Here is a 13,112-nt window from a genome sequence, read left to right as displayed (position 1 = left end):
CCGAAATAGCAAATGAGTACGCCGAAATAGCAAATGAGTACGCCGAAATAGCAAATGGGTACGCCGAAATAACAAATGGGTACGCCGAAATAGCAAATGAGTACCGTTCTTGTTAGTTCTGTATTGAACTCAACCCAGAAGCGCTATATTTTAATGGCATTCTCGACTGAGTACCAACTGTCCATCAGCAAGTCGATAAACTCCTTGTGCTTCAATAATCGGGTTGCCTTTTTTCCAAAGGCGGGATTTTGGTTCAACATTACGCACCTCACCAGTGGAATATACCGAAATTAATTGATCCCCTGGAGTATTACGTAAAGCGCCAGAACCAGTAATGAAGAATGTACCCCCTTGCTTGGAACTGCGTGAAATGCAACTATTGGCGATGAGTGCATTAGTATCGATGACGTTTGAAGATGCTTCAGTAAAGCTGTTTTGAATGGAACTGGTATCGGGTGCGTTAATATTTGTTATACCTGAAATGCCTAATTGCGAACTTGCAGTAATATCACTTTTCTCAGTTGGTTTTGGACGCGACTCGATACCGAAGATACCTTGCGAATTGATTTGGACTCTTCCACCAGAACCAGTATATGCATCGGCGCTGATATCGCTGTTTTCTTCAGGGCTGGCAACGATGAATTTTGAGTCTATATTGATGTTACCGCCATCGCCACTTGATTTGGCTAACCCCGCAGTTGTAGTGATATTACTGTTACGACGCAATAGTAATAAATCTGTAGCAGTTAAGCTAATATTTCCACCATCACTAGAGTTAGTTACAGCACTAATAGCCGCTTTATTATCTAGTCTTACAGCACTTGAATTAATGTTAATATTCCCGGCAATTCCATCTCCCAGACTACTCGCAGATAAAGCTGCACCATTGAGAGATAAATCACGGGCTGTGACATTAATATTGCCGCCTTCACCTTTACCTGTGAAGCCTGCATCTATTGCGACTATGCTAAAGATGCCAGTATCAAAGTTAAAACCATTGGGAGTTGTCCCCTGAAGAGAGAATTTACCGCCAGCATTAACGGTAACGTTACCTGCATTTCCCTGCCCAATTGTTGCAGCATTGATGTTAGAACCATTTGTGAAAAAAATGTCACCAGTGGCATTAATTAGCACATTTCCAGCATCGCCTTTACCAGCAGTAGCGGAATATAAAACAGCACCATCGGATAAAGAAAAATTACGCCCCTGAATTTCAATATCTCCACCCTTACCTACTGCATTTAGGTAAAGAAAGGAGGACAAACCGCTTTTTCCTGAAATAGAGACATCACCACCTGCTCGAATTGCAATTTTACCAGCATTTCCCTCTGTGGCAATAAATGTTGCTATACTACTATCTTTGATTGTTGTATCACCTGATGTAGTTATCAAGACATTACCCGCGTTGCCTTTACCAAAAGATAATGTAGACAAATCAGCATCATTAGATAGCTCTAAACTACGGGCTACAATCTCAATATCACCACTGTTACCTACACCGGTTTTTGACACGCTGCTAGATATTCCGCCACTAAGTTTTTCACTACGTCCAGAAAATTTCACAGCGCCACCTGCTTGAATTTTGATATTTCCGGCATTACCATCACCCAATGTAGCATTACTCAAAAAAGAACCATCTGTGAAAGAAACATTCTCTTTTGTATTGATTGAAATATCGCCAGCATTTCCTTTTCCACCAAGATTGCTGTTGAAAATGATAGATTCTCCGCTTACAGAAAATGACTTTGCAAAAATATGAATATTTCCGGCATTACCTGCACCTGTTTTGGAGATGCTGTTATCTATACTACTGTTATTGGCAAGAGAAACTGTGTCTGTTGCTTGGATTGAGATATTACCAGCGTTTCCTTTACCAGAAGTGCTAGCGAAGAAATAAGAGTCATTATCTAAAGAAAGCTTTCCTGTTTGGATATCAATATCTCCACCATTACCTACTAATTCTGAAGTTGCACTAATAAATTTTGCTTGATTATTTAAAGATAAGGTGTCTTGAACTTTAATCGAGATCCTACCAGCATTTCCCTGCCCAGAGGTGTAACTATTAATCGCAGCATTATCTAATAATAAATCTCTAGATTTAATGTTGATAGTGCCAGCATTACCTCTGGCTTCAGAGGAAACAGTGCTACTAATTTCAGTAAAATCAATATTATTAATATTGCTGAGGTAAATTGTTTCTGCTGCTTGAATAAAAATATTACCTCCATCACCCAGTCCAAAGGTATCAGCACTAATTTCACCTGTGTTGTTTAAGAATAATTCTCTGGTATTGATGCGGATATCTCCACCTTTACCTACACCATCAAAACTAACGTCACTACTAATACCGCTGGGTAATTTACCTTCTCCTAATTGTTCAATAAAACCCCTACCAAAACCGTCTATATTAATAGTTTCACGGGCATTAATGGTGATATTACCTGCATTACCTATTCCATTTGTACCTGTATCAATACTTGCACCATTTGTTAACGACAGCAAGCCAGTTGTGATTTCTATATTTCCCCCATTACCGACACCTCCAGTTATCACATCACTTGTGATACCAGCAATCGAATAGCCAACTATCCCATCTAGCTGAATTGTGTCGCGGGCATTGATAAATATATTACCTGCATCACCTTTACCAGCAACTCTAGTAGATATTTGTGAACCACCCAATAATGAGAGGGTTCTAGTATTAACCCGGATATTTCCACCTTTACCTACACCATCAGCAAACACCTTGCTGTCAATAGAACTATCACTATCAAAAGTAATATCATTAGCATCAATCGTAATATTTCCCCCATTGCCTTTACCATTGATACTGCTGCCAATAGATGCCCCATTGGTTGATTGGAGAGAATCTGTTTTTATCTGAATATTTCCAGCATTTCCTTCTCCAGGGCTACTGGCAAAAAGTTGCCCACCTTCACTAATAGCCAAAGTTCTAGCTTCGACACTCAAATTTCCAGCATTTCCACTACTATCGGTACTTGTTCCTGTATAAAAGCCACTTCCAAATATACCCCTGCCAAACAATTCTATAGAGTCAGAAGCTTTGACATTCAAATTTCCTCCATTACCGGAAGATACAGTATAAGTTGAAATATAAGCTCCATCTGTAGCGATTAATTTTCCTGTATTAACGTTTAACTCTCCAGAGGAACCAGCACCTTGAGACTCTGTATTTAAGCTGCTGGCATAATTTTTGTCTGCTGATTCTCCAATTAGTTCTATTGACTCGGTAGCGTTGACATTAAACTCTCCCCCAGGTTTTGAACCAGTGGTAATAGAGAAAAGCGATGAACCATCACGCATTGATAGTTTCCCTGCTTGTACTTGAATAGAACCTCCACCCTCTCCACTGACATCAGCTGAGGCTTTTTGAGATAGCTGGATATTTCCAAAAGCATTTACATCTGAATATCCTAAAAATAAACCTGAATCATTTTGCGTCAAGCTAACTAAACTCGGTGATACGATGCTTCCTAATTCAATTCGCCCAGACTCAGCCCTCAGATTTCCACCTTCCAAATTTATGTCACCGCCAACAAGTGCAAGGGTTTTCCCTGGTTGTACTTGCAATCCAGGAACATCAGTTCTAATGGTTCCAGCAGTGGATGGATTGTACGTTAAATTATGACCCGATCCTTGTACTGTGATTTTTCCAGGATTCACCCCGAATTGTAAGCCCAGAGGAACGCTGATAGTTAGCAAAGGTGTATTTTGAGGGGTAGTTGCACTAAACTCTCTACCATCAGCGAATTTTACACTACTTGCCGTTGTCCCCACAAATGACCCCTGCATATCTAACTGGGCATTTTTACCAAATAAAATGCCATTGGGATTTAGCAAGAATAAATTCGCATTACCTAATACTCCCAATGTCCCGAAAATATTTGATGAGTTACCACCAGTAACGCGAGAAAAGATATTTGTTATCCCTTCTGGATTAGCGAAATAAACGCCTCGACCAACACCGACGTTAAAATCTTGAAAACTGTGAAATAGGTTAGTGCCACGAGCCGCACCGCCCTGAATGCGGTCATTGTTTTGATTAATAGGAACGACTTGCGATCGCTCTTTTCCCAGGCTGTTATCGGGAGTTAACTGAGCAAAAGTAGGATTAATAGAAACTGCAATACCTACGACGCATCCCAGCCATCCTGTGACAGCAACTGACCAAGTTTTTACCATTTCTATTCTGCCTACTATTTTTATAGTGGTTCTTAGTTGTTTAATAAAGACCTCACCCTAACCCTCTCCTCTTAAGAACTACCGTGTACACACAAGTTATCGAATTACTACCAGTTCTCGAATTACCCCACCCTAACCCTCCCCTTGTAAAGGGGAGGGAACCGGATTTTTCTTGTTTCCCCCCTTGTAAAGGGGGGACTAAGGGGGGTAATTCGACTTGTGTGTACACCGTAGCCTTTCTAAGGGGAGGGTTAGGGTGGGGTAAAACTGACATGAAAAACCAAGTGAGTAAACTATTTTAGACTTGTGTGTACACCGTAGCCTCTTAGGAGAGGGGATCGGAAAAACTTTTATTGCTGGAAGCGGAGTAAGATTCAAAGCCTCTCTCCTTTTAGGAGAGAGGTTTGGAGTGAGGTCAGAGTGTGTTGCATCAAAATGAAAACTGCTATATTTTTTCGCTGCCAATTTTCTGGAGGTATTCAATTCGTTGCTGAATATTTTTTTTATCTACGTCATTACCGATAAGCATTTCTGACTGTGCAAGTTCTTTAACTAAAGTTGCCCCAGTTTGCCCCAATTTAGCATTACCAGTTGCTTTTAATGCTTCTTCTAATGCTTCATACCACAGTTCATTTCCAGTATAATAATTTATACTTTCTGGAATGCTAGTAAATCGATTTTTAGCAAGTGATTGAGGATTGATAACGGTAAATTCTGCACGTCTAATAATCGTGTCGTTTTCGCAGTCAATTGCAATTTGCCATAAATATGTTTTACCGACTGTGAGTTCGGGGTAATCAACGGGAAGTTTTAGTTTGTTAATCCCAACTGTTGTGGGTATTTCTTTAACTTGCCCAATTTTTTTAACTGTCTTGGGTGAATCAAATTCATACAGTTGGAATCGCGCATTTTGAGAACTTGACATATACCAAGCTAAGGTTGGACGTGTGGAAGCAGTTTTACCGATAAATGTCTGAGGTGCAAGCTGCGTCAGTGGTATGCCGCTAGCTGAACATCCACGCGAACCACCTGCACGGGTATTGTCGCTGGCTGGTTTGCGATCGCGTGGTTTAAACTGAGCAAATGCTGGGACTGCGGTCATAAGAAAAACTACTCCTACAACCAAGCTTGTAAATCTGCGCTTATTTTCCCAAAATACGAAATGTTGATGACTCATGGTAAATGCTGTTGATTGTGTGGTTATCTAAAACTTTTTAAGAATTGAGAATTCTGGCGATTAATATCATGTCCGTATAATTAGTTATGATTTCCACAGTCATTGCACCTCACCCCCAGCCTCTCCCTGCAAGCCGGAGAGGGGAGACAAAGCATAGCTTTGGCGGGGTGGGGTTCTTCAGGTTTAATAAGTAATCTAGCAGACATGATATAACGCCTTATTCCTTCTTAAAATTCCTTTGTAGGTTTCCAACGAAGTTCACATATAGTCCCACGCGGAGAAAGCGATTCACGGCGAAACTCTCCTCCTAATTGTTTAGCAAGCATTTTAAAATGTTTTGTGCCTTTATTCTCTAGTTTTGATTTAATACCTGAACCGTTATCTCTTACAGATAAATTGTATTTATTTGCACTATAAACACCCGATGCTTGAACTCGCTTGACTCCTTGGGCGTGTTTACCAACATTACATAAAGCTTCTTCTAAAAACAGACATATTCCCCGTTTTTGTTCTATAGTTAAATATTTATCATCAATCGGTTCAAAATTCCGAATTTTAACTTTTAATGTTTTAAAATGTTCAAAATCTTTACGTTCTAATGTACTTGAGTAAACCTCATATAATAAATCATGCAAAGGTCGTTTCAATTCAAGTATTAATCCGCTACCTAAACGTAAGCTCTCTTCTGTGGTTAATGCTTCGAGTTTGAGAAAATCGCCAAGTTCACGAATTTCGCGATCGAGTTTTTCAAATTGCTCAACCAGTTGTTCGTAAGGAATATCTTTAGCACGCAGATGCTTTAATCCATAAGCAAGAATTTGCAAAGGGCCATTATGAATTACGGTAAATGTGTGTTGAATTGTGTTTTGACGTTCCTTAATTTGCGATCGCAAAAATTTATCATGCTGGTAAAAAGCACCTAAACCTAACCCATTCACGGCTAATATCAGAAAACTAGGTGCTACAGGAATCCATACACCCCACACCCACAGCATCATATACCCGCAGCTAAACAAACAAAATGCTGCTACAGTTACAGTCAGTAAATTTGCTTGAGCAGATTCGGTAAACCGTCCGATAACGATAGACAAAATCCCCCAAACAAATATCCATGTGTACTCTCCAAACTCTCCCCAACTATGCAACATTGTCCGGCTATCTATTACGCTACTAAGAATTTGACTGATAACATGAGCGTGATAGTCAATGCCATAAATTTGACCGCTTAATTTTAAATTAGATAAAGCTGAAGTATAAAAAATATCACCCGCGCTCATATTGCGATTGCCAACTAAGACAATGCGATCGCGCAGCAATTCTGCATCAACTCGATCGTTGAGAATATCGCGCAGCGAAACAATATTAAAAGGTCGATCGCTGTTGCGAAAGTTCATCAAAATTGACAACCCCCCATCATCAGCCCTGACATATCCGCCAAAATTATGGGTAATTCGGGGTAATTCAATCCCACGGAATCTTATTGTATTCGGGTCATTTTTTCCAGTTTGCGGCTCAATTCCTTTCGCATTTAAATACTTAATAACTAACCGCAGTGCTAAAGAATATTTATCTTCATTGATATTCTTAGGATTTGGCGTATACAACAAATAGCGTCGATTTTTGCTATCTTCATCATTAGGTAAATCGACAAACCCAACTCGTTCGGATGGCAAGCTCTGGGGTGGTGAAGTTTCTCCAGGCGGTAAAATTTTTTCAATACCAATAATATTAGAATTTGCTCGTAATATCTGCGCTAGTTGTTCGCCACCAGGTTCTACAGGAACATTTTTGAAGATATCCAACCCAATGGCTAGCGGTTTATAAGTTTCCAGCTTGGTGAGTAACTCTGCAATCTTCTGATCTGGGATTGGATATTGTTTAACCCATTCAATATCTTTTTCGTCGATACCCACAATTACTACACGTTCATCAGGGTTTTCTATCGGACGCAAACGTAGCATCGTATCAAGCAGCATCCATTCCCAAGATTGTATTCCTCCAGTTATTCGGATTAACATTACCAACAACAGCACTACGATCCCTGGACGTAGAGCCAGCGACCATAACCTGAATTCTTTCCAAATGCGATTCCTGATTCTCCTTTTCATCTAGCTTCCAGCTTAATTTTTTGCGTATTAATCAATTAAGCCTTCTTCACGGGAACGAACTTCGGTTTGGATTCGCATATTCTTACCGCTTTGCTTGCAGTCTTCAGGATATACACCCAAAACATCCTGAATCTTTGTCCAGTAAGTCCGCACTGCTCGTTCTGATTTATACATTCGATCGGCGATCGCTTTATCTGTTAAACTCTCTTCAAAAGCTAACCGCAACACATCCAACCATTCTGGTTTGAGTTCGATTCCCGTTTTGATGTCTTTGGTGTGAGTTGCACCCTGAAGTGCCAAATTAACCCGCATCAGCATTTCATTTTCGGGTAATCCTTTGTCTGCGATCGCAAACCCACCTTGATGATTATCAATCTCGTGTTTGATCCGGATCAAGGCTTTCACATAACTAGTTTGCACGATAAAATTTTGATGGGGATATTCTTTGAGCAAATTTTGCAACAGCTTAATTCCGGTATCAATTTCTGCTATCTTCCCTTGCCGATCGGGAATTGATAAATCCATCACAATCAAGTCAAACTGATGAAGTTGAAGTTGATAAAGTGTCTCTTCTCTAGTCTGAGCTTTAACAATAGCAGCTTCGGGATACTCTCGATTTAATACATCAAGAGTACCAGTTAAAATTAATTGATGGTCATCGACAACAAGAATACCCAGTTTTTTCTCCACTGGTAAATGTCCATAAGTGCGATCTTTTTTCAAACTTACTTCTACCGGATTTTTACTTATGTTCATTTAAACTAAAAGTTTCCTTAAGCTTTACAAAAAATCTTTTACTCTACAGTGTTTATTTTGCTTACTTTTCACGGTAAGTCCTCAATCCTCGAAAAAGCTTGGCTTTTTTTACAGCTTAATTATCAATAGCTTTAAGTTAATGAAAATAGCTAACGGAAAATCAGGGTTAGGAAACCGCTAAAATGAGCTTTTCCACATGGCCTGAATTGTCAGGTTTATCTTGAGATTCATATTTTGTAATTTTTATCCCTAACTCTACTCGTTAAAGTATGCACCTATTTTAATTGGAGATCAATTTTCAAGCTATGCACAAAAGTGCAAACCTAGACAGCAAGTCTAAATTCAAACGGCAATGAGAGCAACACGATTTTATAACATTAGTGCGATTACTTCGCCAGAAAGCTCATCTTCTAGCTAATTTCCGTCACAGTAACCCCGAATGCGGCATTGTTGACCTCAAGCCTCACTGTCACGACTTTCAATATGTCCGTGAAACCATAAAAATGCTTCCTCAAAAACCTGAGCCTATTTTATTGACTCAGATTTTCCGCAAGCTCACAGGTTTGGGTCGTATTCTCCCTGTTCCAGTCAGTGTTCAAGCCTGATAATGGGGTAAGAGTTCTCGGCGTAGGGAAGGATTGAGAAACTTGTCTTGTCAGTGTTTACTAATAGCATATTATCTGCCATTTTAGTGGCTATTCATAAAATCAAAAATGGAAATGCGATCGCCATACAGCCAATGTTCATACTAGTTAAAATAAATCTTAGAGTAGGCAATAAAAGTTAATAAACATCAAAAATGCTTGAGAAAGAAGTTAACGTCAGAGATAGTTTGCACTCAAAACAGCCTGGGGGCGGCAGCGATCCGAATAGTTTTGATTGTAAAGAAACATGGTATCCCATCCATTACCTAGAGGACTTAGACAAATCAAAACCAACGCCTTTTACAGTGCTGGGAAGAGATATTGTAATTTGGTGGGATAGACTTGCCCAATCTTGGAGAAGCTTTGAAGACCAGTGTCCTCATCGTTTAGCACCGTTGTCTGAAGGCAGAATTAGTGACGATGGGCTTTTGGAATGTCCCTATCACGGTTGGGGTTTTTCTGGAGATGGAAATTGTCAAAGGATTCCTCAACAAGTCGAAGGTGGAACAGCAGAGACATCAAAACGAGCTTGTGTGGCATCATTACCAACTATCGAGAAGCAAGGACTACTGTTTGTATACGTTGGTGAATATGAAAATGCTGCCAAAACCGAAGTCCCAATAATTGAACCATTAGAAGAATCTCCAGAAGGATGGGTTGTAATTAATACATTTAGAGATGTACCTTATGATGCATTAACCCTATTAGAAAATATACTAGACCCTAGCCACATATCGTTTACACACCATAAAACGGTAGGAAATAGGGCAAATGCAGCACCTCTAGAACTTGAAGTGATTGAATCTGGGAAACATGGATTCAAAGGGATTTGGAAACAAGGTTTGAAACCAGGGCAATCAGGAGAGTTATCTACAACCTTCGTCGCTCCAAGTTTAATGTGGCACGACATCAACTCCCAGCGCGGCAGAATTCTAACCGTTGTTTATGCTACACCTATACGTAAAGGAGAATGTCGTGTATTTGCACGTTTTCCTTTTAAGTTTCCTGATAAACTTCCAGGTTGGTTTATTAAGCTCAGACCGCGTTGGTATTACCACATTGGACAAAATGGCGTTTTAGAAGACGATCAAATTTTTCTCCACTATCAGGAAAGGTATCTTGAAGCTAAAGGAGGTAGCCCGAACTTTACTAAAGCCTTTTACCTTCCAACCAAAGCAGATAGTTTTGTATTTGAACTGCGTCAGTGGGTAAACCAATATAACGCTGAACCATTTGGCAAAGAGACTTTTTCTCCCCCATTGGCAAAGTCCGTGCTGCTGGAGAGGTATCATTCTCATACGGAAAAATGTGCTAGTTGTAGCTCGGCACTTTCTATTATTGAGCGATTGAGATTTGGGAGTGGAGTTGCAGCAGTACTTACTTTGGCTTGGACTCCAATGCTTTTATTTTTTCAGACAACATCAGTTGTAGTAGTTGTGATTGAAACTCTAGCTCCCTTAATCTTTGCACTAGCATGGATCGGACTAAGTAAGTTAGTTATTCAGTTTTATGATGGACGAACCTTACCCCCACGAAACCGACCGGAAAAAAACCGAAATCTAATAATAACAGAATAATATGACTAAGCTGATCTTAATTACGGGCATAAGCAAAGGTTTAGGTTATGCGATGACCGAGGGTTTTATTCAACAGGGACATACTGTTATTGGTTGCGCTCGTTCATCAGATGCTATCGATAAAATACGCCAAAAGTTTAGTGCTAACAACGATTTCACATCTGTAGATGTGGCAAATGAACAACTTGTAAAAAAATGGGCCCAAGACGTACTTCAAAAATATTCACCGCCAGATATAGTGATAAATAATGCAGCAATTACTAATTACCTAGCACCTTTGTGGGAAATACCATCTGAAGAATTTTCTGAGCTTATAGATATCAATATCAAAGGAGTAGCGAATATAATTCGCCATTTCGTACCAGCAATGGTGAAAAACAAACGGGGTATTATTGTTAACTTTAGTTCTGGCTGGGGACGTTCGACTTCAGCCCAAGTAGCACCATACTGTGCTTCTAAGTGGGCAATAGAAGGATTAACTCGTTCTTTGGCACAAGAATTGCCAACTGGTATGGCAGCTATACCCCTCAATCCAGGTATCATTCATACAGATATGCTTTCTATTAGCTTTGGAGAAGAAGCTGCTAATTATACACCCGTGTCCGATTGGGTATTGAAAGCTGTTCCGTTTATTCTCAATTTAAAACCCAAAGATAACGGGATTCCCTTGACTATACATTAAAGAGTGAATCTCAATTGCGTAGGCGTAGCCCGTCGTAGACATCGTTGCAATTAGGAGCCGACAGTTGAATTATCGAAGAATTACGTGAATACTGATATCAATTTACATTGAAGCTGCACAGAAAAGAGCTTCAAGAATAAAGTCATAGGAAGTTAAAGAAATAACACGCTCTGTTGTCAGATTACTGGTAACCTCGTGGAGGCGATCGCCTTCAATAGTACAGAAGTATTACTTTGATCCAGTTCTGAAAGCTTTGTATTCGGAATAGAAATGGTATTAGTGAAGTACTACAGGACTTACGCAACTGGCACAGTGCGATCGCAATGACTAAATTTATGCTACAAATAGTTGCAACAAATTATTTTGATTGTAAACTAGAAGTTGCATAATATGGCAAGTAGAGAAGATATGGAAGAGGTCGTGATGTTACCACTGACAGAAGTAGGTTCTATAAAATGGACAGCTGCGCGTGGGCAAAAAATGCGTGAGTTGCGTGGCGATATACCGTTGTTGAATTTATCCAAAAGGCTTACTGAATTTGAAGTAGATATTTCTCGCCAGTACTTGAACAGGATGGAGACAAATACAGATGTCAAAAACGCTTCTCCAGAAGTCCTTACTGCTTTGTGTAAAATATTTGGCTGTACATTAGCTGAGTTACTGTGCTTGAAATCAACCAAAATTGTGCAATTAGGGGTTGATATTTACAACTAAAAGTTGCATAAAAAGCATCAAGGAGAGCAACCTACTTTCCTCAAACACGAAATCCGAGAGCAACTAAATTAAAACTTCAGTGCGGCAAAAGTAGCCAAAGCTAACCCGGAGTGGCCGGAAGTAAACTTCTAACGATCGCTAATAGTGTACTGGGTAAGTTCGACCCATCGCTGTTGCAGAATGATAGCTACATTCTCCGGTTAGAAGTTGCTGATAATGGTGGCCACATCAGTTATGTAGAGAATGGCACGCTTGTAAAGCTGAAATGCTTATAGTTAAACAGTTTGCAATTGTTTGCGTAATTCATGCCGGGGTTTGGTCATCAAGGGATAAATTTTTGGGCAAACCTACATCATCTTCCTATCTGCGATCGCCGCTTCTGATACCATTAATGCTCAATGGGCATTACATGTAATACCGTTTCACTTTAAAGTTGATACAAATAGGAGGCAGGGGGCAGGGGGCAGGAGCAATAGTGTCAAATCTCTCTTTTGCGCTAGTCAGCCAGTCGGTTGCTGAAGAGTGAAAACCGCTAATTGAGCGGCGAAAGCACGCTTGAAGGCGGGCCGCGCTTCACCACGGGCGACATAGGTAGAGAGATTTGGATAGTCGTCCAGCATACCCGAGTCTTTCAACCTGAGCAGCACTTCCACCATCATCAGGTCGCCTGCGCTGAATGCACCATCGAGCCAGTCGGCATCTCCAAGGTGACTGGAAAGTTCTAAGAGCCGGTTACGGATGCGGCCTTCGACGACACGCAGGCGCTGCTCGTACCAGGCCTCATCACGCTCTAAGTACGTGGCCATTTCCCGATCAACGATTGGCGGCTCCATCGTGTTAAGTGCGGCAAACATCCATGCGATCGCTCGCGTTCGACTATTGGCATCGTCTGGCAACAGCCCTGTATGGCGCTCCGCGATATGGAACACGATCGCCCCCGACTCGAACAGGGCGAGATCGCCATCCTCATAGGTTGGAATTTGCCCGAAAGGATGAAGCGCACGGTGCGCGGGTTGCTTCATCTCACTGAACGAAACAAGACGAACGTTGTAAGGTTGGCCCACTTCTTCGAGCGCCCAGCGAACGCGCATGTCACGCGCCAGTCCCTTGCCGCCATCAGGCGACCGTTCAAAGGCAGTAATAGTGGGTGTCATTGTCAGGGTCATGGTGATTTCTCTTTTCGGTTCAATTTTCTGCTTTGGGTGTGTGTGAATGGCACGCTTGTAAAGCTGAAAGCTCGTCTGGGTAGGG

At 40.8% G+C, this 13,112-nt stretch carries 9 protein-coding genes and 1 pseudogene; 5 read left to right on the top strand and 5 right to left on the bottom strand.

What is annotated here, in order from left to right; genetic code table 11:
• Positions 1-150: 150 nt before the first annotated feature.
• From RMZ42_RS16525 to RMZ42_RS16510, 4 genes are all read right to left on the bottom strand, one after another.
• On the bottom strand, positions 151-4,203 hold the full coding sequence (locus tag RMZ42_RS16525; RefSeq protein WP_322672395.1) for a filamentous hemagglutinin N-terminal domain-containing protein: 4,053 nt from the start codon (positions 4,201-4,203) through the stop codon (positions 151-153).
• Positions 4,204-4,648: 445 nt separating this feature from the next.
• On the bottom strand, positions 4,649-5,305 hold the full coding sequence (locus tag RMZ42_RS16520) for a DUF928 domain-containing protein (RefSeq protein ID WP_322672394.1): 657 nt from the start codon (positions 5,303-5,305) through the stop codon (positions 4,649-4,651).
• A 302-nt stretch (positions 5,306-5,607) separates the two neighbouring features.
• Positions 5,608-7,488 (bottom strand): CHASE2 domain-containing protein, encoded by a 1,881-nt coding sequence (locus tag RMZ42_RS16515; RefSeq protein WP_322672393.1) that lies wholly within the window; start codon positions 7,486-7,488, stop codon positions 5,608-5,610.
• Between the two features lie 27 nt (positions 7,489-7,515).
• Positions 7,516-8,244: a response regulator transcription factor gene (locus RMZ42_RS16510; RefSeq protein ID WP_322672392.1), complete on the bottom strand. Its 729-nt coding sequence runs from the start codon at positions 8,242-8,244 to the stop codon at positions 7,516-7,518.
• A gap of 404 nt (positions 8,245-8,648) precedes the next feature.
• On the opposite strand from RMZ42_RS16510, the pseudogene RMZ42_RS16505 reads away from it, so the two are divergent.
• The 5 genes and pseudogenes from RMZ42_RS16505 to RMZ42_RS16485 all read left to right on the top strand — a co-directional run.
• Positions 8,649-8,849 (top strand): annotated as a pseudogene (locus RMZ42_RS16505) (IS4 family transposase); the annotation flags it as partial.
• Positions 8,850-9,043: 194 nt separating this feature from the next.
• The gene (locus RMZ42_RS16500; protein WP_322672391.1) at positions 9,044-10,465 is read left to right on the top strand and encodes a Rieske 2Fe-2S domain-containing protein; all 1,422 of its coding nucleotides are present in this window, start codon (positions 9,044-9,046) and stop codon (positions 10,463-10,465) included.
• 1 nt (position 10,466) lies between these two features.
• The gene (locus RMZ42_RS16495; protein WP_322672390.1) at positions 10,467-11,147 is read left to right on the top strand and encodes an SDR family oxidoreductase; all 681 of its coding nucleotides are present in this window, start codon (positions 10,467-10,469) and stop codon (positions 11,145-11,147) included.
• 390 nt (positions 11,148-11,537) lie between these two features.
• Entirely contained in the window at positions 11,538-11,861 is a 324-nt protein-coding gene (locus RMZ42_RS16490; RefSeq protein ID WP_322672389.1) for a helix-turn-helix transcriptional regulator, read from the top strand.
• Positions 11,862-11,971: 110 nt separating this feature from the next.
• Positions 11,972-12,136, top strand: coding sequence for a hypothetical protein (locus RMZ42_RS16485; protein WP_322672388.1), 165 nt, complete (start codon positions 11,972-11,974; stop codon positions 12,134-12,136).
• Between the two features lie 225 nt (positions 12,137-12,361).
• Here the strand turns inward: RMZ42_RS16485 and RMZ42_RS16480 are convergent.
• Positions 12,362-13,112 (bottom strand): glutathione S-transferase family protein (locus RMZ42_RS16480; RefSeq protein WP_322672387.1); only part of this gene is annotated, 751 nt, incomplete at its 5' end.

Source organism: Nostoc sp. DedQUE05 (assembly GCF_034530955.1).
In the GTDB taxonomy this organism is placed as follows: domain Bacteria; phylum Cyanobacteriota; class Cyanobacteriia; order Cyanobacteriales; family Nostocaceae; genus Nostoc.
Note: the sequence above shows the minus strand (reverse complement) of the source record. Positions and strands in the feature narration are given on the sequence as shown.

Coding starts and splice junctions, on each gene's coding strand:
- RMZ42_RS16525 (WP_322672395.1), bottom strand. CDS start 4,203: ATGGTAAAAACTTGGTCAGTTGCTGTCACAGGATGGCTGGGATGCGTC.
- RMZ42_RS16520 (WP_322672394.1), bottom strand. CDS start 5,305: ATGACCGCAGTCCCAGCATTTGCTCAGTTTAAACCACGCGATCGCAAA.
- RMZ42_RS16515 (WP_322672393.1), bottom strand. CDS start 7,488: ATGAAAAGGAGAATCAGGAATCGCATTTGGAAAGAATTCAGGTTATGG.
- RMZ42_RS16510 (WP_322672392.1), bottom strand. CDS start 8,244: ATGAACATAAGTAAAAATCCGGTAGAAGTAAGTTTGAAAAAAGATCGC.
- RMZ42_RS16500 (WP_322672391.1), top strand. CDS start 9,044: ATGCTTGAGAAAGAAGTTAACGTCAGAGATAGTTTGCACTCAAAACAG.
- RMZ42_RS16495 (WP_322672390.1), top strand. CDS start 10,467: ATGACTAAGCTGATCTTAATTACGGGCATAAGCAAAGGTTTAGGTTAT.
- RMZ42_RS16490 (WP_322672389.1), top strand. CDS start 11,538: ATGGCAAGTAGAGAAGATATGGAAGAGGTCGTGATGTTACCACTGACA.